This is a genomic window from Sphingopyxis sp. CCNWLW2 (assembly GCF_037095755.1).
Taxonomy (GTDB): Bacteria; Pseudomonadota; Alphaproteobacteria; order Sphingomonadales; family Sphingomonadaceae; genus Sphingopyxis.
The window spans coordinates 836,302-857,480 of sequence record NZ_JBAWKJ010000002.1 but is presented as its reverse complement, the minus strand read 5'-3'; the positions used below and the strand labels follow the sequence as shown (position 1 = coordinate 857,480).

The 21,179-nt window shown below is 64.5% G+C and carries 24 protein-coding genes; 11 read left to right on the top strand and 13 right to left on the bottom strand.

The genetic code is table 11. The annotated features are described in order from the left end of the window. The first annotated feature begins 37 nt into the window (after nt 1-37). Nucleotides 38-469: a hypothetical protein gene (locus tag V8J55_RS15310; protein WP_336446458.1), complete on the top strand. Its 432-nt coding sequence runs from the start codon at nt 38-40 to the stop codon at nt 467-469. 27 nt (nt 470-496) lie between these two features. Here V8J55_RS15310 and V8J55_RS15305 read toward each other — a convergent pair whose 3' ends face one another. From V8J55_RS15305 to V8J55_RS15295, 3 genes are read right to left on the bottom strand one after another with little or no spacing between them, the layout of a single operon-like run. Continuing rightward, on the bottom strand, nt 497-1,510 hold the full coding sequence (locus V8J55_RS15305; RefSeq protein ID WP_336446457.1) for a histone deacetylase family protein: 1,014 nt from the start codon (nt 1,508-1,510) through the stop codon (nt 497-499). After that, nucleotides 1,507-2,079 (bottom strand): FMN-binding negative transcriptional regulator, encoded by a 573-nt coding sequence (locus V8J55_RS15300; RefSeq protein WP_336446455.1) that lies wholly within the window; start codon nt 2,077-2,079, stop codon nt 1,507-1,509. Before V8J55_RS15300 ends, V8J55_RS15305 begins: the two co-directional genes overlap by 4 nt. Continuing rightward, entirely contained in the window at nt 2,076-3,011 is a 936-nt protein-coding gene (locus V8J55_RS15295; RefSeq protein ID WP_336446453.1) for an alpha/beta hydrolase, read from the bottom strand. The genes V8J55_RS15300 and V8J55_RS15295 overlap by 4 nt, the downstream gene beginning before the upstream one ends. A gap of 197 nt (nt 3,012-3,208) precedes the next feature. Between V8J55_RS15295 and V8J55_RS15290 the strand changes: the two genes are divergently transcribed. After that, nucleotides 3,209-3,967 carry an AraC family transcriptional regulator gene (locus V8J55_RS15290; protein ID WP_336446452.1) on the top strand — a complete coding sequence of 253 codons (759 nt, stop codon included), beginning with the start codon at nt 3,209-3,211 and terminating at the stop codon, nt 3,965-3,967. Between the two features lie 14 nt (nt 3,968-3,981). On the opposite strand, the gene V8J55_RS15285 is transcribed toward V8J55_RS15290, so the two are convergent. Next, nucleotides 3,982-4,464 carry an Lrp/AsnC family transcriptional regulator gene (locus V8J55_RS15285; RefSeq protein WP_336446451.1) on the bottom strand — a complete coding sequence of 161 codons (483 nt, stop codon included), beginning with the start codon at nt 4,462-4,464 and terminating at the stop codon, nt 3,982-3,984. A 187-nt stretch (nt 4,465-4,651) separates the two neighbouring features. Here V8J55_RS15285 and phhA point away from each other — a divergent pair, with 187 nt between their 5' ends. From phhA to V8J55_RS15245, 8 genes are read left to right on the top strand one after another with little or no spacing between them, the layout of a single operon-like run. Continuing rightward, nucleotides 4,652-5,524 (top strand): phenylalanine 4-monooxygenase, encoded by an 873-nt coding sequence (gene phhA / locus V8J55_RS15280; RefSeq protein ID WP_336446450.1) that lies wholly within the window; start codon nt 4,652-4,654, stop codon nt 5,522-5,524. Further along, a complete protein-coding gene (locus tag V8J55_RS15275; RefSeq protein WP_336446449.1) occupies nt 5,521-6,426 on the top strand; it encodes a tryptophan 2,3-dioxygenase in 906 nt (301 codons plus the stop codon). The genes phhA and V8J55_RS15275 overlap by 4 nt, the downstream gene beginning before the upstream one ends. Continuing rightward, the gene (gene kynB, locus V8J55_RS15270; protein WP_336446448.1) at nt 6,423-7,052 is read left to right on the top strand and encodes an arylformamidase; all 630 of its coding nucleotides are present in this window, start codon (nt 6,423-6,425) and stop codon (nt 7,050-7,052) included. Before V8J55_RS15275 ends, kynB begins: the two co-directional genes overlap by 4 nt. Further along, nucleotides 7,049-8,290 carry a kynureninase gene (kynU, locus tag V8J55_RS15265; protein ID WP_336446447.1) on the top strand — a complete coding sequence of 414 codons (1,242 nt, stop codon included), beginning with the start codon at nt 7,049-7,051 and terminating at the stop codon, nt 8,288-8,290. The genes kynB and kynU overlap by 4 nt, the downstream gene beginning before the upstream one ends. Then, a complete protein-coding gene (locus V8J55_RS15260) occupies nt 8,287-9,300 on the top strand; it encodes a carbon-nitrogen hydrolase family protein (RefSeq protein ID WP_336446446.1) in 1,014 nt (337 codons plus the stop codon). Before kynU ends, V8J55_RS15260 begins: the two co-directional genes overlap by 4 nt. Beyond that, on the top strand, nt 9,300-10,433 hold the full coding sequence (locus tag V8J55_RS15255) for a cupin domain-containing protein (RefSeq protein ID WP_336446445.1): 1,134 nt from the start codon (nt 9,300-9,302) through the stop codon (nt 10,431-10,433). The genes V8J55_RS15260 and V8J55_RS15255 overlap by 1 nt, the downstream gene beginning before the upstream one ends. Nucleotides 10,434-10,449: 16 nt before the next feature. Beyond that, nucleotides 10,450-11,358, top strand: a complete 909-nt coding sequence (locus tag V8J55_RS15250; RefSeq protein ID WP_336446444.1) for a fumarylacetoacetate hydrolase family protein — start codon at nt 10,450-10,452, stop codon at nt 11,356-11,358. Nucleotides 11,359-11,368: 10 nt separating this feature from the next. After that, nucleotides 11,369-12,121, top strand: a complete 753-nt coding sequence (locus tag V8J55_RS15245; RefSeq protein ID WP_336446443.1) for a maleate cis-trans isomerase family protein — start codon at nt 11,369-11,371, stop codon at nt 12,119-12,121. Here V8J55_RS15245 and V8J55_RS15240 read toward each other — a convergent pair. From V8J55_RS15240 to V8J55_RS15220, 5 genes are all read right to left on the bottom strand, one after another. After that, nucleotides 12,115-13,362 carry a dicarboxylate/amino acid:cation symporter gene (locus V8J55_RS15240; protein WP_336446441.1) on the bottom strand — a complete coding sequence of 416 codons (1,248 nt, stop codon included), beginning with the start codon at nt 13,360-13,362 and terminating at the stop codon, nt 12,115-12,117. The two genes, V8J55_RS15245 and V8J55_RS15240, sit on opposite strands and share 7 nt — an antisense overlap. Nucleotides 13,363-13,443: 81 nt before the next feature. Further along, nucleotides 13,444-14,214, bottom strand: a complete 771-nt coding sequence (locus tag V8J55_RS15235; protein ID WP_336446440.1) for an ABC transporter ATP-binding protein — start codon at nt 14,212-14,214, stop codon at nt 13,444-13,446. An 11-nt stretch (nt 14,215-14,225) separates the two neighbouring features. After that, nucleotides 14,226-15,071 carry an ABC transporter permease gene (locus V8J55_RS15230; RefSeq protein ID WP_336446439.1) on the bottom strand — a complete coding sequence of 282 codons (846 nt, stop codon included), beginning with the start codon at nt 15,069-15,071 and terminating at the stop codon, nt 14,226-14,228. Further along, the gene (locus V8J55_RS15225) at nt 15,068-16,051 is read right to left on the bottom strand and encodes an aliphatic sulfonate ABC transporter substrate-binding protein (protein ID WP_336446438.1); all 984 of its coding nucleotides are present in this window, start codon (nt 16,049-16,051) and stop codon (nt 15,068-15,070) included. Before V8J55_RS15225 ends, V8J55_RS15230 begins: the two co-directional genes overlap by 4 nt. 14 nt (nt 16,052-16,065) lie before the next feature. Next, complete coding sequence (locus V8J55_RS15220; RefSeq protein ID WP_336446437.1) at nt 16,066-16,941, bottom strand: TauD/TfdA dioxygenase family protein; 876 nt, start codon at nt 16,939-16,941, stop codon at nt 16,066-16,068. A 694-nt stretch (nt 16,942-17,635) separates the two neighbouring features. On the opposite strand from V8J55_RS15220, the gene V8J55_RS15215 reads away from it, so the two are divergent. After that, entirely contained in the window at nt 17,636-18,256 is a 621-nt protein-coding gene (locus tag V8J55_RS15215; protein WP_037510378.1) for a PilZ domain-containing protein, read from the top strand. 2 nt (nt 18,257-18,258) lie between these two features. Here the strand turns inward: V8J55_RS15215 and V8J55_RS15210 are convergent, their stop codons facing one another. The 4 genes from V8J55_RS15210 to V8J55_RS15200 form a co-directional block, all read right to left on the bottom strand. Next, nucleotides 18,259-18,900 carry an FABP family protein gene (locus V8J55_RS15210; RefSeq protein ID WP_336446436.1) on the bottom strand — a complete coding sequence of 214 codons (642 nt, stop codon included), beginning with the start codon at nt 18,898-18,900 and terminating at the stop codon, nt 18,259-18,261. A gap of 21 nt (nt 18,901-18,921) precedes the next feature. Continuing rightward, nucleotides 18,922-19,773, bottom strand: coding sequence for an N-carbamoylputrescine amidase (gene aguB / locus V8J55_RS15205; protein WP_336446435.1), 852 nt, complete (start codon nt 19,771-19,773; stop codon nt 18,922-18,924). A 125-nt stretch (nt 19,774-19,898) separates the two neighbouring features. Then, a complete protein-coding gene (locus V8J55_RS21695) occupies nt 19,899-20,192 on the bottom strand; it encodes a TonB family protein (protein ID WP_443030827.1) in 294 nt (97 codons plus the stop codon). Then, entirely contained in the window at nt 20,192-21,175 is a 984-nt protein-coding gene (locus V8J55_RS15200) for an agmatine deiminase family protein (RefSeq protein ID WP_336446434.1), read from the bottom strand. Before V8J55_RS15200 ends, V8J55_RS21695 begins: the two co-directional genes overlap by 1 nt. Between the last annotated feature and the right edge of the window lie 4 nt (nt 21,176-21,179).

Genomic DNA, 21,179 nt, shown 5'->3' with positions numbered 1-21,179 from the left:
GATTGCGGACATATCAGTTTTTGCGCACAGTCAGCGAATGGCTCATCTCAGCTTCCGATATCGTTACGACGGCACTCCTCAGAATATCTTGGATGATTTTGGCCGATTGGAGATGCGCGTATCCACAGACGGCTTCTCGGGAGCCGGTGGGTTTTGGGTTCAATGGCAGGACGTGAAAGAGTTCGGAGAGTCATTGGGCACATATCCGATCTCAGCAGACGCGCCGCTATCAGCTCAGTGGGGCTACAATATGCAGGAAGAGGACGACCTCATCTTGAAAGTTGAGATTGCAGCGGCGAACGCTCGCGGCGACCTTCGAGTTGGTGTCGAGATTGCTGACGAAAACAATCAACCAGATCGTGTTCGAACTTCGTTCAACACGAACTACACAGACCTTGTATCCTTTCGGTCGGAGCTAGCTCAACTGATGAGCGGGGAAATTGATGAGGCCGTTCTTACGGGCCGTTAATGACCGCCGCCCACCCGCAAGCCGACGTCACTTATCGAAACCCGCGAGAAACGCGGCGACGTTCTTGCCGAGATCGCCGACGGCGTAGCCGCCCTCCATCACGATCAGCGTCGGGACACCGAGCGCGGCGATGCGTCCCGCCAGTTCGACATAATCCTCGCGCTCGAGCGCAAAGCTCGAAATCGGGTCGCTGCTGTGCGTATCGGCGCCGAACGAGACGACGAGGAATTTCGCGCCCCAATCCGAAATCGCCGTCAGCGCGGTGTCGAGCGCGGGCGCATAGCTTTGCCCGTCGGTGCCGCGGGGCAGGGGGAGGTTGAGGGTGCTGCCTTCGCCCGCGCCTTCGCCGGTCTCGTCGGCGTGACCCCAATAGAAGGGGTAGTCGGTGCGCGGGTCGGCGTGGATGGAGGCGAAGAAGATATCGGGATCGTCGTAAAAGATGTCCTGCGTGCCGTTGCCGTGATGATAGTCGATGTCGAGCACCGCGACCGGCCCGAGGCGGCGGTTATGCGCCTCGCGCGCCGCGATCGCGGCGTTGTTGAGGTAGCAATAGCCGCCCATATAGTCGCGCCCGGCATGGTGGCCCGGCGGGCGGCACAGCGCAAAGGCATGCGCCTCGCCGCTGGTTTGGAGATGATCGAGCGCGGTCAGCGCGCCCTGCGCCGACCAATAGGCCGATTCCCAGGTGCCCGCCGCGATCGGCGTCCCGGCGTCATAGCTGTACGCGCCAAGATCGGCGTCGATGCGCCCGAAGCTCAGCGGCCGGCGGCGCCGGACCGGAAAGGTATAGCCGATCGCGTCGCCATTGCGTCCCGCCGCCACCCAGTCGCGGTGTGCGCGTTCGAGGAAGGCGAGGTAATCGGCGTCATGCACCGCGAACAGCGGTGCCATGCCGAAATCGCGCACGGGCTGCCAATCGCTATATTGCTCGACGATCGAACGCGGACGCTCGATATTTTCGGCATAGGGCACCCAGTCGCCATTGTGCAGTTCGCGCGAGGGGGCGTGGGCGGTCTGGCGATCGTCGAAAAAAAGCTTCACCTCTGTCCTTCCATCCATTTCGCGAGCGTCGGGTCGCTATGGCCCGCGACGATCTCGGCAAAGCCCTTGGCGCTCTCGTCCTGCCCGAGCTTGAAGCTGTGTTCGGCGGAGCGGACGTGCGCGCGAAAGGCGATGATCTGGTCGAGCATCTTTTCATAGCGCGCGCCGAGGCTCGCTGTCGACCAGCCGCCGCGCTCCATCTTCGCGACGAGCTGCTCGATCGCGTCCTGCGTCTCGTCGCCGACGAACTCGACCTCGACGGTGAAGCGCAATACCGCATAATTCCACGTCGGCGCCCAGTCGGGCTTCGACAATAGAGTCGTCGGAATATAGCCCGACGGCCCGTTGAACAGGATCAGTCCGCGCGGGTCGGCGCGGAAATCGCCGACGAGTGCATTGCGGAGCGCGCAATGGCCGAACAGCGCGACCACCGCGCCCGCATCGTCCGTCTCGGCGATCAGCGGCAGCGGGCTGGCATGGAAGGCACCCGATATCACCCAGGCGAGCGGATATTCGGCGATCAACTGCCCGATGTCGGCAGGGCCGCGCGGCGTGTAGAGTCCGGTCATGCCGCGACGATATCACGGATCCACGCCGCCTGCTCGTCGAGAGCGCGGCCCGCGAGCGGGGCGATCGATACCGCCTCCAGAAAGCTGTGCGTCGCCCCCCGATAGGTGACCGCGCGCGTCGGTACGCCGGCCGCCTCGAGCTTGCTGGCGAAGGCGGCGTTGCAATCGGCCAAGATGTCGCACTCGGCGATGGCGAGGAAGGCGGGCGGCAGGTCGGTCAGGTCGGCATTCAGCGGCGCCACCAAGGGATCGGCAAGCTGCTCGGGACCATCGACATAGGATGTCCAGAAAGCGTCCATCTCGTCGGCCTCGAGCGAATAGTCGCCGGCGCCGAAGCGGGCATAGCTTGGTGTCCGCTCGGGCGCGAAGGCGCCGTAATTGAGCAGCATCGCGGCCGGCAGCGGACGGCCGCGCTGGCGCTGCAACAGGCACGCCGCGACCGACAAATTGGCGCCTGCGGAATCGCCGCCGATCAGTACGCGGGTCGCATCGAGGTTCAGCGCGTCCGCCTCTGCCGCGATCCAGTCGAGCGCCGCCGCGCATTCCTCCAGCGCGACCGGGAACTTGCTTTCGGGCGACAGGCTGTAATCGATGCCGAGCACCGCGATGCCCGCACGCGCGGCATATTCGCGCATCAGCCGGTCGTGCGTGTCGATGCTGAACAGCGTCCAGCCGCCGCCGTGAATATAGAGCATGACCGGCAGCTTCGCATCGGCGACCGGGCGGTGGAGACGCAGGCGGACGCCGCCCATATCGATTTCCTTGCTCTCGGCCATTATCGGGCCACCCTCGCGCCACGGCTGGCGGACGCGTTCGGCGACGGCGCGGCGGACCGCCATGCTCGCGCCCGCCGGGGCACCATGTTCCACATATGCGGCGTTGATCGCGTCGACAAAGCGCCGGATATCGGGGTCGGCCATGTCGTTCCGCATGACGCTTAAGCCCTTTGACATATTTCGCTTATCCTTCTCGAAACGATCCTTGATCGCCTGATAGCTTTTGCGCACCCGCATCTATCGCCCATTTGGGCCAATCACCGCACCGGACAGGCCAGTGGGCGCATCATCGCTGGCCAGCGGCACGCGCGGCCTATATTGTGCAATTGTCCAAGGCTTGTGAGGATCGGGCCATGAAGCATAGTGCCGATGTTCTGACGAACGACCGCCCGGTCATTGCGCTGCAGGATGAATATCCTGCCGGCTTCATCGATCCGATGCACAGCCATGACCATATCCAGATCCTCTATGCGTCGTCGGGGGTGATGTCGGTCCGCACGCCCGAAACGAGCTTCGTCATCCCGCCGCAACGCGCCGTGTGGCTGCCCGCGGGGACGCGGCACGAGGTCGCGTGCCGCGGTCCGGTGTCGCTGCGTACGCTCTACCTGCCGTGCAGGGGCGGCGAGACGGGGCAGGAATGCCGTGTCTTCGAAGTGTCGAACCTCGTCAAATCGCTGATCCTCGAGGTCGTCGATTTCCCCGCGCTCTACGACGTCGACGGGCGCGAGGGGCGGATCATCACATTGCTGCTCGACGAGATTGGGCGCATGCCGAACGCGCCCTATCAGGTCTCGATGCCGTCGAACCCGCGGCTGCTCCGCGTCTGTAACGCGATCATCGCCGACCCGTCGGACCCGCGCGACATCGACGATTGGGCAGCGCTCGCAGCGATGGGAAGGCGCACTTTCACGCGCAGCTTCAAGCTGGAAACGGGAATGGGGCTCGCCGTCTGGCGGCAGCAAGTCCGGTTGATGGAGGCGCTTTCGATGCTCGCCGCGGGCGCGTCGATCACGCAGGTCACCTACGACGTCGGCTATGACAGCCCCAGCGGGTTCGCCGCGATGTTCCGCCGCGCCTTCGGCGTGCCGCCGAGCCAGTATCTGAAGCACTGACGCCCGCGGCGGCGTCAGGAGGGCAGGGACGCGCGCCCCTCGGTTGTCCGCGCCCATTCGGCGAGACGGCCGTGCCGCTTGATCGTCTTCAGGCAGACGACCGTCTTCAACCGCTGGACACCGGGCAGCTTGGACAGGTTGTGGCGGAGCAATTCGTCGAGATGGTCGGCCGAGCGCGCGAAGATCTTAAGCAGATAGTCGCTCTCGCCCGCGGTGGTGTGGCATTCGACGACGGCGGGGTGCGCGAGCACCGCGGCCTCGAAATCGGTGTGCGCATCGAAGCGGATCTGGACTTCGACGAAGCTCTGTACCGCGAGGCCGATCGCGATCGGATCGACCCGTGCCGCATAGCCCTCGATCACGCCGCTCTCTTCGAGGTTTTTGACCCGCGACCAGCAGGGTGACTTGGACAGGCCGACCTGTTCGCCGAGATCGGCGTAGGATTGCCGCCCGTCGCGTTCGAGTTCGGCGATGATTTTCCAGTCGAGCTTGTCCATGCGTTCCGTCCTGAATCGGGTTTATGCGAGAATCCAGCCGATCCATTCTAAACCTGAGAACAAATTCCTGCAAACATGACAATTTGCGGAACGATGAGCGAATTTCCGCAATCTGCTGCCGCGAAATCCGCACAATGTTCGCGCAGCCCCGCGCTATCACTTGTGCCGAAGGTTTGGAGAGAGACCGATGGCCGCGACACATATATTCGACGCACCGCCCGAAGGTGTCGCGGCCAATTGGACGATGCCGCAGAACTGGTCGGCCTTCACCGCCGAGCAACATGCGACATGGCGGACTTTGTTCGATCAGCAGTTGGCGGCGCTCGATGGTTATGCGTGCCGGTCGTTCCTCGACGGCCTCGACATTCTTCGCCAGTTGAAACCCGGCGTTCCCGATTTCGCCGAGCTCAACGCGCTGTTGAAGCCGGCGTCGGGCTGGGAAGTCGTCGCGGTGCCCGGCTGGATTCCGAACGAGCCCTTCTTCGAGCATCTCGCGAGCAAGCGCTTTCCCGCCGCCAACTTCCTCCGTCCGCCCGAGCAGGTCGCGTACAGCGAAGAACCCGATATGTTTCACGACATTTTCGGCCATATCCCGATGCTCACCGATCCGGCGTTTTCGGACTTTCTGGTCGCTTATGGCGAGGCGGGACTGCGCGCCGAAAAGCTCGGGGCGTCGGAGTTCCTCGGGCGGCTATGGCTCTATACCGTCGAGTTCGGCCTCGTGGTCGAGGACGGCGAATTGCGTGCGTTCGGCGGCGGCCTGATGTCGAGCTTCGCCGAAACGCTCTCGGCGCTGACCGCGTCCGAACCGCGCCGAATCTGGCTCGATATCGAACGCGTGATGCGCACGCGGTATAATTTCGACGAATTTCAGCAGACCTATTTCGTCGTCGCGGGGTTCGGGGAGTTGCTGCGCGCGACCGAGGAAACCGACTTCGCGAGCGTCTACCGGAAAATCGCCGGTGAACCGGCGCTCGAACCCGGAGATGCCTCGCGCGGCGACTTGGCTTATGAAGGACGCCTGCCGGCCGCGCCGGCAAGCGGAGAGGCATCTTTATGATCAGGCAGACGCGCGACGGCGGCACCGATATCTTCGAGACCGAGATCGACGGCGAGACGATCCAGTGGGACAATGGCCTGACCTATGCGCGGCACTTGCAGACCGCGCAATTGCTCTCGGCGCAGGTGCCGGTGTCGGACAAGCCCGACGAGATGCTGTTCATCATCATGCACCAGACGATGGAGCTGTGGCTGAAGCTGGTGCTGCACGAGGGGCGGCTAATCTATGACGCGATCAAGGCCGACCGGCTGGAGCTGGCGGGCAAGGGGCTCGACCGCATCGCGACTATCCAGCGCCACATGATCCACAGTTGGGAAGTGCTCGCGACGCTGACCCCGCATGATTTCCTGACTTTTCGCGGTTTCCTGCGCCGGGCATCGGGGTTCCAGTCGCAGCAATATCGCGAGCTCGAATATCTGCTCGGCAACAAGCGCGAGGATATGATGATCGTCCACAAGGACGACCCGCAAGCGACTGAAAGACTGCGCGCGGCGTTCGAAGCGCCGTCACTTTACGACGAATTGCTGCGGCTGCTCGCGCGGCGCGGTTTCGATATTCCGGCGGATATTCTCGAACGCGATTGGACCAAGCCTTATGCGGCGTCGGACGCGGTCGAGGACGCCTGGCTCGAGATCTACACCGATCCCGATCGGCATTGGGATCTCTACACGCTCGCGGAGAAGATCACCGCGCTTGAATATTATTTCCAGGAATGGCGCTTCAAGCACATGAAGACCGTCGCGCGCGTGATCGGGCACAAGCCCGGCACTGGCGGATCGTCGGGGGTCAATTATCTGGTGAAGGCGCTGGACCTCAGCTTCTTCCCCGAACTCTGGTCGATGCGCACGCGCATGGCCGCGCCGCGCGAAGGTGGCGACTATGCCGAAGGGACGCGTGCATGAGCCGGATCTGGGATATTTCGCAGCCGCTCCACGCTGCGGTGCCGGTATGGCCGGGCGAGCCGGCTTTCGCGCTGCATAGCCATGCGGTGATCGGCGACGGCTGTCCGGTCAATGTCGGTGGCATGTTCACGCCGCTCCACGCCGGCACGCACGGCGATGCGCCGCTGCATTACGCCAATGACGGCGCGTCGTCGGCGGACTGCGATTTGGGCGCTTACATCGGGCCGTGCGTGCTGCTCGATGTGCGCCATGCGCGCGGGCGGGTCGAGATTGCCGACGTGGACTGGGATGCGATCGAGGGTGCCGAGCGCGTGCTGCTGCGCACCTACGAGCGTTTTCCGCACGACCAATGGGACAGCGATTTCACCGCGATCGCCAGCGATGTGATCGCACGGCTCGGCGCGATGGGCGTGCGCATGATCGGCACCGACGCCGCCTCGCTCGACCCCGAACAGTCGAAGACGCTCGACGCGCACCAGGCGGTGAAGGCGGCCGATATGCGGATATTGGAGGGCCTCGTGCTCGATGACGTGCCACCCGGCCGCTACGAACTTATCGCGCTGCCGCTTCGCATCGTTGGCGCCGACGCCAGCCCGGTGCGCGCTATCTTGAGGGAAATCGCATGACCGACACACTCCTTGCCACCGACGTGTCGGCGCTCGACGCCGCCGATCCGCTCGCGCATTTTCGGGGTCGTTTCCACTTGCGCGAAGGACTCATCTACCTCGACGGCAACTCGCTCGGCGCCTTGCCCAAGGCGACGGGCGACCGGCTTGCCGCGGTTGTTAGCAGCGAATGGGGCGAGGGGCTGATCACCTCGTGGCTCGGCGCCGAATGGTCGACCGCGCCGCGGCGCATCGGCGACAAGATCGGGCGGCTTATCGGCGCGAATCCGGGCGAGATCGTCGCAACCGATTCGACTTCGGTAAATATATTCAAGGCATTGACGGCCGGACTTTCGTTGCGGCGTGAGCGGACCGTGATCCTGTCCGAAGCCACAAATTTCCCGACCGACGTCTATATGATGCAGGGCATCGAGGCTTTTTCGGGCGGGCGCGTGAAGGCGGTCACCGTTGCGCCCGACGCGATCGTCGATGCGCTGAACGAGGACGTCGCGGTGCTGCTGTTGACGCAGGTTCACTATAAGTCGGGCCGCGTGCGCGACATGGCGGCGATCACGAAGCGCGCGCACGAAGTCGGCGCGCTCGTCGTCTGGGATCTCAGCCACAGCGCGGGCGCGATCCCGGTCGACCTCAATGGCGTGAACGCCGATTTTGCGATCGGATGCGGGTACAAGTTCCTGAATGGCGGACCCGGCGCGCCCGCCTATCTGTTCGCGGCGGCACGGCACCATGCGGCGACGCCCGTGCTGTCGGGCTGGTTCGGTCATGCGCGACCCTTCTCCTTCGAGGAAGATTATGACCCCGCCGCCGGGATCGAACGTTTCCAGTGCGGGACGCCGCCGGTGCTGGGGCTCGCCGCGCTTGAGGTGGGGGTCGACCTGATGCTCGAAGCCGACATGGTCGAGGTCCGCCGCAAGTCGCTCGCGCTCGGCGACCTGTTCATCGAGCATATGCAGCCGCTCTGCGACGCCTACGGCTTCGAACTGGTGAGCACGCAAGGCCATGCCGAGCGCGGCAGCCAGGTCGCCTATGCGCATCCGCAGGGTTACCAGATCGTGCAGGCGCTCAAGGAATGTGAGGTCATCGCCGATTTCCGCGCGCCAGACATCTTGCGCTTCGGTCTGACGCCGCTTTACCTGCGCTATCGCGACATTGTCGAAACGGTCGAGCGGCTGGAGCAAGTCTGCGCGACGCGCGCGTGGGACAAGCCGCAATATCACCAGCGGGCGGCGGTGACATGAGCGACGTGTCGGCACCCTTCCTGCCCAAGTCGCGCGTTGCCGCGGTGCAGGCCGCGCCGGTCTTCCTCAACACCGCCCGCACGGTTGACAAGGCGTGCGCGCTGATCGCCGAGGCCGCGGGCAACGGCGCGCAGCTCGTAGCCTTCCCCGAAGTGTTCGTTTCGGCCTACCCCTATTGGAACTGGCTGATGACGCCGATCGAGGGCGCCGAGTGGCACGAGCGCCTCTATCGCGCGTCGCTCCTGATCGACGGCCCCGAGGTCGCCGCGCTGTGTGCTGCGGCGCGCGATCATGGCTGCACCGTCGTGATCGGCATCAACGAGCGCGACCCGGTCAGCGTCGGCACCCTCTACAACACCAACCTGATCATCGGCGCCGACGGCAGCCTGCTCGGGCGCCATCGCAAGCTGGTGCCGACCTGGGCCGAGAAACTGACGTGGGCGGGCGGCGATGGCAGTTCGATCCGCGTCTATGACACGCCGGTCGGACCGCTCGGCACGCTCGCGTGCGGCGAGAATACCAACACGCTCGCGCGCTTCGCGCTACTCTCGCAGGGCGAGTTGGTCCATGTCGCAAATTATATCGCGCTGCCCGTCGCGCCGGCGTCGTACAATATGGCCGAAGCGATCAAGATCCGCGCGACCGCGCACAGCTTCGAGGGCAAGGTCTTCACGATCGTCGCCTGCTCGGCGGTGAGCCGCGAAATCATCGACGCGATGAGCGCCGACCGCCCGCAGAATCGCGACTTGCTGTCGCGGCCGAACAGCGCCTTTTCGGGGGTGATCGACCCGCACGGCAATCTGGTGGGCGAGGCGCTGATCGACGACGAGGGTATCGTCTATGCCGATATCGACCTCGGCGACTGCATCCGGCCCAAGCTGATGCACGACATCATCGGCGGCTATAACCGCTTCGATATCTTCAACCTGACGGTCGACCGGACTCCCCGCGCGTCGGCCCTGTTTGTCGACGAGCCGCAGCCCGTCGATCCCGACGAGGAGACGCCATGATGGCAGGCAACAGCACGATCATCGATCCGCGCGACGATGTGCTCGGGCGCGCGCGCGTCACCGATACGCCCGAACTCGAAGCTTTTTATCAAGAACTTGCGGGGCGTAATGCCGGCGCCTTCTGGAAGCGCGCCAATGCGATCGAGCCGTGGGAGCCCGAGACGCGTTATCGCCCGACGCTGTGGCGCTATGCCGATATGCGCGACATGTGCCTGCGCGCACTCGATCTGGTGAAGCCCGAAGAGGCGGGGCGCCGCGTCGTCACGCTGCTCAACGACAGCGACGCGGGGCGCGAGAATGTCGCGGTCTGCGGCTGGCTGTTCAGCGGAATGCAGGCGATGCGCCCCGGCGAGATCACCCCCGCGCACCGCCACACCGCCTCGGCGCACCGCTTCATCATGGAGGGGAAGGGCGCCTATACCGTCGTCGACGGCCATCATATTACCTTGGGCGCCAATGATTATGTGCTGACCCCGGGCGGCTGCTGGCACGACCATGGCGTCGTCGCCGATGGCGAGGTGTCGATCTGGCAGGATGGGCTCGACATCCCGTTGATGAACAGCCTCGAGACCAGTTTTTACGCGGTCTACGACCAGCCCGCGCAAACCGCGGCTTTTCCGACCGATGACCTGCCGCTGAGCTATGGCGGCGGATCGCTGCGGCCAGAAGGCATCGGTGTTTGGGAAAAGCCCTATTCACCGGTAATGGTCTATCGCTGGGAAGCGACGCGCGACGCGCTGTGGAACCTCGCCAAGGTTTCCAACGGCACGCCGTTCGACGGGCATATGGTGCGCTATTCGAACCCGCTGACGGGCGGCTGGGCACTCCAGACGATGGGCGCGCATATGCAGATGCTCAAACCGGGCTTTCGTGGGAAGGCGCACCGCCACACCGGCAACGTCGTCTACAATGTCGCAGGCGGCCGCGGCTATTCGATCATCGGCGGCGAACGCTTCGACTGGGGCACGCACGACATTTTCTGCGTGCCCGCATGGATGTGGCACGAGCATGTCAATCTCGATGCATCCGAAGAGGCCTTCCTTTTCTCGTTCAACGATTTCCCCGTGATGGAGGCGCTCGGCGTCCGGATCGAGGAAGCCTATTCCGAAAATGGCGGCCACCAGCCCGCCTGACCAGACAGGACAGATTATGCGCTTCGTGACTTATCGCACGGTCGAGACCGAACCGCGGCTCGGCCTTCTCCATGACGGGCTTGTGATCGACGTCGAATATTTCGGTGATGCGATCGGGCAGGATCTGCCTTCGACGATGCTCGATTTTATCGACTTGGGGCCGATCGCGCTCCGTTTCCTGCAAGAAGCCGTTGCGGCGGCGACCACGGCCGACCTGATCGGCACCTCGCTGCCCGAGGGCAATGTGACGCTGGTTGCGCCGATCCCGCGGCCGCGCAAGAATATCTTCGGTATCGGCCTCAACTATACGGAGCATGTCGCTGAATCCGCGCGGTCACTCGATACGTCGAACGAACTGCCGCAGCAGCCGGTGATCTTCTCGAAGCCGCCGACCGCGGTCGTCGCTTGGAACGATCCGATCCGCCACAATGCGAAGGTCACGCAGCAGCTCGATTGGGAAACCGAACTCGCGGTGATCATCGGCAGCACCGCACGGCACGTCGCCGAGGGCGACGCGCTGGGCCATGTGTTCGGCTACACCGTCATCAACGACGTGTCGGCGCGCGATTGCCGCCGCGCGGGGCAGTGGATCGTGTCGAAGGGGCAGGACAGCTTCGCCCCGATGGGCCCGTGCATCGTCACGCCCGACGAGATCGGCGATCCGCACAATCTCAATATCCTGACCCACGTGAACGGGGTGGAGAAGCAGAACAGCAACACGCGTTTCATGCTGTTCAATGTGCCCCAGCTGATCGCCGACATTTCGAGCGTGATGACGCTCGAACCCGGCGACATCATCGCGACGGGAACGCCCGCAGGCGTCGGCGCCGGGCGCGACCCGCAGGAGTTCATGTGGCCGGGCGATGTCGTCGAATGCACCGTCGAGGGTATCGGCACGCTGCGCAATCCGATTATTGCGGTCTGAGGCGCGCGAGATGACCAGACCCATCCGCATCGGACAGATCGTGCCCAGCTCGAACGTCACGATGGAAACCGAGATCCCCGCGCTGTTCCGCGCGCGCGAAAGCATCGCGCCCGAACGCTTCACCTTCCACTCGTCGCGGATGCGGATGAAGAAGGTGACGAAGGAAGAACTCGCAGCGATGGACGCCGATTCCGACCGCTGCGCGCTCGAACTGTCCGACGCCGCGGTCGATGTGCTCGGCTATGCTTGCCTCGTCGCGATCATGAGCATGGGCGAGGGCTATCATCGCGTGTCCGAGGCGCGGCTGCACCAACGGACGGTCGAGAATGGCCGCGCTGCGCCTGTCGTCACCAGCGCCGGTGCGCTGGTCGAGGGGCTGGCGGCACTGAAGGCGAAGCGCATCGCGCTCGTCGCGCCCTATATGAAGCCGCTGACGCAGATGGTCGTTTCCTATATTCAGAATGAAGGTGTCGAGGTAAGCGACTGGCTCGCACTCGAAATTCCTGACAATCTGGAGGTCGCCGCACAGGATCCGGCGAACCTGCTCGACCATTACAAAAGGCTCGACCTCACCGGCATCGATGCGCTCGTGCTGTCGGCCTGCGTCCAGATGCCGTCGCTGCCGTCGGTGCAGAAGATCGAGGATGCGAGCGGCTTGCCTGTCGTGTCGGCGGCGATCTGCACCGCGCACCAGATGCTCACGCGCCTCGGATTGTCGACCGAGGTTCCGGGGGCAGGGGCTTTGCTGTCGGGCCGCTATTGATCGGGCGGCGCGATTGCCGCCGCCGCCGCGACATCGTGCGTCACATTGGCGACCGTGCGGACCATGTCGGGGATGACGTCGATCGCGAGCAGGATTGGCAAGAGTTCGATCGGCGCGCCAATTGCGATCGCGGTCGGCGCCACCGACGCATAGAAGCTGATCTGCCCCGGCATCCCGAGGATCGCCAGCGACGACAGCACCGCGAGGGGCAAGGCCACCGCGAGCTGTAGCGGTGACACTTCGACTCCCACCATCCACGCGAGCGCCAGCGCCATCATCACGGTGTTCGACGGGGCGGTGATCTTGAAGGTCGCGACCGCCATCGGCAGGATCGCCGCGGCATTGCGTTCCTCGATCCCGATGCGCTCGGCGCTCACCATCATCGCGGGCAGCGTCGCGATCGACGATTGGGTGCTCGCCGCGATGGCCTGCGCCGGCGCCATTGCGCGGGCAAAGCGCCCGAGCGGGACGCCTCCGGCAAAGCGCGCAATGGCATAGCCGAGGACGATCAGCACCAGCGTGACGGAAATCGAGATCGCGAGATATTGAGCGAGGATCGCGAGCACCGCGGTGCCGACCGTCGCGCCGATCGCCAAAGCGAGCGCAAAGATACCGATGGGTGCGACGCGCAGCACCCAGCCGACGACGACGATCATCGCATCGGCGAGCCCGCGCAGCGGCTGGATTACCGCCTCGGCGCGGTCGCGGTCGATCTTGCCGACGGCGAGGCCGAGTATGACGGCGAAGATGACGAGCGGCAGGACCGCGCCTTCGGCGGCCGATGCGACGACATTGGTCGGTATCATTGCGCGCACCGTCTCGGCCGCGCCGGGGACTGCCGGTGCAGGCGGAGCGGGGAAGAGGGTGCGCAACGCGGCGATATCGGCGGGGGCGATCGTAACCGCGCCGAGCAGCGGCGGGACCATCAGGGCACCGATGACCGCCGAGACGACCAGCAGGCCGATCAGCACAAGGGGCAGGCGCCGTCCGAGCCGCGCGGCTTCGTGATGGTCGCCCATGCCAAGGCTGGCGACGCCGGTTGCGACGAGCGCGAAGATCAGCGGGACGATCGTCATGCGGAGGCCGTCGAGCCAGATGCCGCCGACCAGCTGTGCCGCCTCGACCACGGGAGAGGATGCCGCGATGAAGGTGCCGATCGTAAAGCCGAGGATCAGCGCGACGATCATCCAGCCCGATCCGGGCATGCGCGTGGCCCAGGCCCGTGCGCGCGAAATTACCATGAGTCGAAATCCCCCTGACCCCCAGCATGCCGATGCATGCCGGGGCGGTCAAAGCCTTTGCTGTGGTTCGCTGATGCGGCGCTAGTGCGCCTGCGGCACGCCCAGTTCGGCGAGCAAAGTATCGCGTAGCGCGTCGAATTCCTCGCCGCCGGCGCGGCGCGGGTGCGGCAGGCGGACGCGTGTGTCGTATCCGATCCGGCCTTCCTTGAGCACGAGGATGCGGTCGGCGAGCAGGATCGCTTCCTCGACGTCGTGTGTGACGAGCAACGTCGCGGGGCCATGCGCCTGACACAGCTCGCCGATCAGCCGCTGCATCTTGAGCCGGGTGAGCGCGTCGAGCGCGGCGAAGGGCTCGTCGAGCAGCAGCAGGCGCGGTTCACGCACCAGCGCGCGGGCGAGCGCCGCACGCTGTGCCTCGCCGCCCGACAGTGTCGCGGGCCAGGCGTCGGTGCGATGGTCGAGCCCGACCTCGGCAAGCGCCGCGATGGCACGCTCGCGCGATGCGTCCTTGCCGGGCAGGCCTATCACGACGTTCCTCCACACCGTCTTCGACTGGACGAGGCGCGGTTCCTGAAACACGACGGTGCGCGCTTCGGGCACCCAGGCTTCGCCACCGTCGGGGGCGTCGAGCCCGGCGAGTATGCGCAGCAGCGTCGTCTTGCCGCTGCCCGACGCGCCGAGCAGCGCGACGAATTCGCCGCTGTGGATCGTCAGGTTCAGGCTGTCGAGGACGGTGTTTCCGGTAAAACTGCGGCTGACGTCGCCGACCTCCACCGCGACCGGGCGGTGCGAAAAGTCAGGGACGGCGACGCGCTCGGCGGCGGCGAAATCGATCGAAATCACGGCGGTCATCGATAAATCTCCTATCGGATGGCGATGCCCGCGCGCCACGGCATGAACAGCCGTTCGAGCGAGCGGACGATCAGGTCGGCGCTGAGACCGAGCACGGCGTAGATGGCGATGCAGATCAGGATGACGTCGACCTGCTGGTACAGTTGCGCGCTGTTGAGCAGATAGCCGAGCCCGGCCGAGGCGTTGATCTGCTCGGCGGCGATCAGCACGAGCACCGAGACGCCGAGTGCGAAGCGCAGCCCGGTGAAGATCTGCGGCAGCGCGAGCGGCAGCACGACCTCGAGGATCAGCCGGCGGCCGCCGAGCCCGAAGCTGCGCATCGCCTCGATCACCTTGCGGTCGACGTTGCGCACCCCGGCATAGGTGTTGAGATACATCGGGAACATCGTCGCGAGCGCGATGAGGAGCAATTTCGGCGCCTCGCCGATCCCGAACCAGACGATGAACAAAGGTACGAGCGCGAGGAAGGGGATGGTGCGCAGCATCTGGAGCAGTGCGTCGAATATTTCCTCGCCGAGTTTCGACAGGCCGGCGATGGTGCCGAGGATCAGCCCGAAGACGATGCCGACCGCGCCGCCGACGAGCGCACGCGTGAGCGAGGTCGCAATCTGTGAGGCGAGCGCCTGTTCGGTCCACAATTGCTGCCACCCCGCGACGAGCCCGGCGGGCGAGGGGAGGATCGACGGATCGATCCATCCCGCGCTTGTCGAGATCGCCCAGAGCGCGACGATGATCAGCGGGCCCGTCGCGCGGCGTGCGAAGGAGAAGCGTTCGGACCTGTTTCCGGCCTTGCGGACGACCGGCTGGACGAGCCGGCCGGGATCGCCCGCGAACGCGATCGGCGTCGGCGCGCTCATTTCGCTACCTCCTGCGCCGCGACGATATCGTCGTAGCGCTTGTCGAAGATTTGCGCCGCGTCGAGCTTCTTGCGGATCAACCCTTCCTTGAAGAACAGGTCGGCCTCGTCCTGATGCGCCGCGATGATCGCGTCGTCGATCGGCGCATAGCTGGCGGGCGCGCGCGCGATGATCTTTTCGGCGACCGCCGCATCGACATTATAGCGTTTGGCGAGTGCTGGCGCGGCCTTGGCGGGATTCTCGCGCTGCCAGCGCGTCGCCCGCGCGGCGCGGGCGACGAGGTCGCCGATCGCCTTCGCCTTCACCGGGTCGGCGAGCGCTGCTTCGGATGCGACGAGGTAGAAGAAGCCCGGCGTGTTCGGCGGCGCGCCGCTGGCAAGCACGCGCACTTTCCCGGCGTCGAGCGCCTGCGTCAGATAGGGCTCGCCGATCGTGATCGCGTCGGCCGATCCTTTGTCGAGCAGCCCGGTGCCGAAACCCGTCGCTTGCACGGTCTTAATGTCCTTCAGCGACAGGCCCTGCTTGTCGAGCAGGCGCGCGACGAAATAGTGCAGCACCGTGCCCTTCATAAACGACACCGATTTGCCCTTGAGGTCGGCGATGCTGCGGATCGGGGAATCGGGTTTGACGACGAGTGCATAGGGCGAGCCGCCGCCGTCGACCGTCTTGCTCACCGCGACGACCTTCACCGGGCTGCCCGCCGCCTGCGCGAAGATCAGCGGTGTTTCGGCCATCCAGCCGACGTCGAGCGATCCGCCCGTCTGCGCCGCGATGATCGGCGGCCCGCCGACGAAATTGGCCCATTCGATCTGGTAATCGGTAGGCTGGCCTTCGCCCGACACGTCGAGCGACGATTTGAGCGCGTGGAGCTGATCGCCGACCTTAAGCGTCTTGCCGCTATCGGGCGCAGCGCCGCACGCCGCGAGCGACAGGAAGGCACCGGCGACGAGCGTGCGAAAGGGCGTGAGGGAGAGTTTCATCCGCTGAGTTCCGGTCAGGCGGCGTTCGGGCCGACGGGGCGGTCGCCGACGATCGTCACGCGCTCCATATGGCGCGCCTCGCTATAGTCGGGGACGGCATAATGCTGCGTCGCGCGATTGTCCCAGAAGGCGATCGATCCGGGCTGCCAGCTCCACCGCACCTGGAATTCGGGGCGCTTGATCTGGTCGAACAGCCGCGCGAGCAGCGCCTTGCTCTCCTCCTCGGGCAACCCGACGATGTATCGTGTAAACACCGAATTGACGTAGAGGACCTTCTCGCCCGTCTCGGGATGGATACGCACGACCGGATGCTCGACCGGCGGGAAACTGGCGCGCAGCGCGTCCTTCTTCTCCTCGGTGTCGAGGAACTGGATGAAGATGCTCGGGTCGTGGATCGCGGTGAGGCCGTCGATCCGTGCCTTCGTCTCCTCGTCGAGCGTTTCATAGGCGGCGACGGCGTTGGCGAAGACGGTGTCGCCGCCGAGCGAGGGCGAGACGCGCTGGATCAGGATCGACGCCGCCGACGGTTCGGTACGGAAGGTCGTGTCGGCGTGCCAGTTGCTGTCGGTCGACTGGCGATATTTGCCCTTCAGCTCCTGCGAGATCAGCGGCAGGATCTGCGGATAATCGGGCAGCGAAAAGACCGGATGCTCCTCAAGGTCGCCGAATGCGGCGCCCAGCGCGATATGCTGTTCGCGCGTCAGATTCTGGTCGCGGAAAAACAGCACGCGATACTGGAGCAGCGCAGCGCGCAGCGCGTCATAGGTCGGACGGTCGAGCGGCTGCGCGAGGTCGATACCGCTGATCAGCGCGCCGAGGCTCGGTTGCAGCGGCGTGACGTTGAAGAGTTTGGTGGCGGTTTCGCTATGTTCAAGCGTCTGGACGGTCATGTCGAATTCCTTGTTCGATTAATATCGCAGCGCCGAAGCGCGCGACGATGCGTGCGGCGAACCGCCAGGCGGCGCCGGAAAAACAGTGACAAACAGCCGCGCCCAAATCGGCGATGCGTTCGGTTCAGGGAAGCGTCCGGTTCGGACGCGGGTTGCTATCGCGGTGGGGAGTATTGCATCGTATCACCTCATCGAATGAGGGGAACACGATACCTGGCGCTGTCGCCTGAGCATCGCGCGCTTTAGCTGTTGGTAACGCGGAGCAAGCTGCTTCCCGGTCAAAAGCCGCGGACCCCGAGCAAAACGCCTTGCCGGTGGGATCAAACCGGCAACTCAACTTGATCGGTAGAGATGTTGCCGTCAAGCGTAGTTTCGCTTTCATGCCGCAAAGCATCGCTCGGTCGGACCGGCCCCGCGTGCGGATGCAAATGGCTGGCGCCGAACCGTCATTTTGGCACTTAATCCCCGCGCGCACGCACCGTAAATTGTGTAAAATACGAATGCTTCGCTATCGAACGACCAGCCGAACCGCGCGCTTTCGCATTTTATGACCGGTGTGATGTTCGCTATGGTCAGCACTATGATTGAATTATAAGATTAATTCTAGTAATACGGTGTGGTGGGGAATGTGTATTTTGCAGTATAGACAGGAAGCTATGCTTCCGTTCGGTGCTGTTTCGATAAGGTAGATAATATGAACCAGCGTCGCCTCTCCGATCCGGTAGAGGAGCAGGGAAAAGCGGCCGACACGGATCGTCGTGGCGGTGACCGCTATCGCACGGTCTGGCGGATCGCGAAGGTGATGCGCAATGGCGATGCGGGCTTGTGGCGCGTGCGCAATATTTCCGACAAAGGCATGATGCTGGCGGCCGACGTTCCGATCGGGATCGGTGAAAAGCTGGAGATCGCGCTTTCGGATACGGTTGTGATCCGCGGCGAAGTCGTCTGGTCCGACGGCGGCCGGTGCGGCGTGTCGTTCGACAAGGAAGTCGATGTTGCCGATGTGCTGAAGCAATTGGCGGCCGAACAACGCGCCACCGGCTATCGCCAGCCGCGCCTGCCCGTGAGCACGCAGGCACAGGCGGTGACCGACGAAAGCTCGACGAGCATCGAACTGGTCGATTTGTCGCAGAATGGCGCCGGGTTCATCCACGACGGTCATCTGGAAGTTGGCAAGGAACTCGACCTGATACTCGCGGGCGGGGTCAAGCGGCGCGCCATCGTCCGCTGGTCGCGCGCGGGGCGCGGCGGCCTGTGGCTGACCCAGCCGCTCGACCGCGCAGACCTCGAAAGCATCCGCCGTTTCGAAAGCTGATCTCAGCCTCCGCGGGCGATCTTTGCCCAGGGGTTGAGGTCGGGCTCGGCGATCTTCGCCAGCGTGTTGCGGTCGCGGTGGAGGAAAGGCTCGTCCTGGCCTTTGACGATCAGCGTCGTGTCCGAAACATAGCTCCACGTGCCGTCGTCATGGAAATCGACCGTAATCTGATAGCTGTCGGTCCGAAAGGCGAGCTCGAGGAAGGTCGTCGAACAAATGCCATAGTCGGTTTGGCCGCGCGTCGCTTTCAGTACCAACTGCTTTGCATCGGGCTCGGCATGTCCAGCGGCAATCGCGATCTGGCCGCGCGGGATCGCCAGCGTCTGCAGGATCAGGCCGGTCCCGGGCTCGTAAAGCCAATAACCGACCTGGTCGTGGAAGGCGATGTCCTCTTCGCGCGTGTTGACGTGCAGGTGATAGCGCAGCCCATAGAATAGCTGCGGGCCGTTCGCCTGCGGGTCGATCGGCTGCATCTCGATCCGCTCATAATATTCGCGCGTCTCGGGGCCGTCGGCCTTGGGGTTGATATCGACCCCGCGCTGTCCCTCCCAGATGCCGGCGAGGCGGCGGAGCGGGCCGAGATTGGCGAGCGTCTCGGGATCGACATCCTCGGGCTCGGTGAAAATATCGTCGGGTAGTTCCATGCTTCGCCCCAGCTTTTGTTGTCAGATATCCTCGACGAGCCGCCCATAAAGCTGCGGCCGGCGGTCGCGGAAAAAGCCCATGCCGGCGCGATGCTTCGCCGCGCGGTCGAGGTCGATCGTCGCGACCAGCACCCCGGTTTCGCTGGCGCCATACTCGTGGGTCAGGTCGCCCCATTCGTCGCTGATGAAGCTGTGGCCATAGAAATTGGCGTCGCCTTCGGTTCCGATGCGGTTCGACGCGATTACCGGCATGCAGTTCGACACGCTATGCCCCTGCATCGCGCGGCGCCACATGCGGCTGGTGTCGAGGTCGGCGTCATAGGGCTCCGATCCGATCGCGGTCGGATAGAAGAGCAGTTCGGCGCCCATCAGCGCCATCGCGCGCGCGCATTCGGGATACCATTGATCCCAGCAGACGCCCACGCCAATACGCGTCCCGAAGACGTCCCACACCTTGAAGCCGGTGTTGCCGGGGCGGAAATAATATTTCTCTTCATAGCCCGGGCCGTCGGGGATGTGGCTCTTTCGGTACGTCCCCATGATTGCCCCGTCGGGGCCGATCATCGCGAGCGTATTGTAATAATGCGGCCCGTCCTTCTCGAAATAGCTCGTCGGGATCGCGACCTTCAGCTTCGCGGCGAGCGCCTGCATTGCCAAGACGCTCGGGTGCTCGGCGGTCGGGCGCGCGGTGGCGAAGAGTTCCTCATCCTCGACCTGGCAGAAATAGGGGCCTTCGAAGAGTTCGGGCGGCAGGATGATTTGCGCGCCCTTTGCCGCCGCTTCCTCGACGAGCGCGGTGACGGCCTCGATATTGGGCTCGACGGGGCCGGGCAGGGGAAGCTGCAACGCGGCGACGGTGATGGTGCGGGTCATGGGCGCTTCACTTTTGTTTTGGTGGCCGGTGCTGGCTCCAAATTGATTTGAGGTTTCTTCCTCTTTTTTGACGATAGATTGGGGATTCTCCAATCTATCGACTGACGGTAGTAGAATTCTCGTGGCTACCCGGCCTCATCTAGCGGCGGTTTGATCGTCGTTCTCGTCATTATGACGTTGCATGTTGCGGCGTCCAGATCCGCATTGCCGGACGATTGTGTAATCCTGCAGTTTTGCGGTTTTCCATCGCTCGTAACAAATGCTTCAAAATAGGCCCTCCCTTCCGCATCAATTCTTAGAGCGGCAGGGGGATATGCATCGCTGATAACAGCGGATGCGGTATCTTGTGCCGCAACCCCAATCGGCGGAAATATAGATGTCAGAACCGCTAGGGAAAATATGGTTCGAAGCCGACGCATCAGGAGGGCACTTGCTGGCTCGAACAATGGAAGCTGCCGCCGCCGACGATGATGCCGCGCGCGGGCACGCCGACCGCGCGGCGGTCGGGGAAGAGCGCCGCGAGGGTGTCGACCGCGGCGACGTCATTGGCGACGCCATAAGTCGGCACCACGACGACGCTGTTGCCGATGTAGAAATTCATATAGCTGGCCGCCGCGATCTCGCCGTCGATCTCGATACGACCGGGCGAGGGCAGGTCGACGATCTCGACTCCTCCGAACGCTGCGGTGCGGGCGCGGGCATCGGCATAGATATGCGCGTTGGGATCGTCCTCGCCCGCCGTGACCGGAAGCGCGAGGCGTCCTTCGCCGACGAAGCGCGCCAGATTGTCGACATGGCCGTCGGTATGGTCGCCGACCAGCCCGTTACCGAGCCACAGCAGCCGCTCGATCCCGAGCGACTGGCGGAGCCGCACCGCGATATCCTCGCGTGTCAGCGTTGGGTTGCGGTTGGTGTTGAGCAGGCATTCCTCGGTGGTGACGCAAAGGCCCGTGCCGTCGACGTCGATCCCGCCGCCCTCGAGCACCCAGTCCTGATCGTCGACGGGCAAGCCGCTTTCCCGCGCCAGCGCGGCGCCAATCTCCTGGTCGCCCGGCATGACGAACTTCTCGCCCCACCAGTTGAATTCGAAATTGCGCGCGCGGCGTGCGGCGCCCGTGCCGGCGATGATCGGCCCGGTATCGCGCAGCCAGATGTCGCCCAAGGGCTGGATCAGGATGCGCACGCCCGGATCGACGAGCGCGGCGGCGATCTCCGCCTGCCGCGCGTCGTTGACCACCAGCCGCACCTCTTCGCCGCGGCCGCCGTCATGGACGGCGTTGGCGAAGGCGGCGACGTCGCGCCGCCCTTCATCGATCGCGCCCGCCCACTCTTCGGCGAGGTGCGGGAAACCGATCCAGACGGCGTCGTGCGGCGCCCATTCGGCAGGCATTTTAAGCGTCATGGGC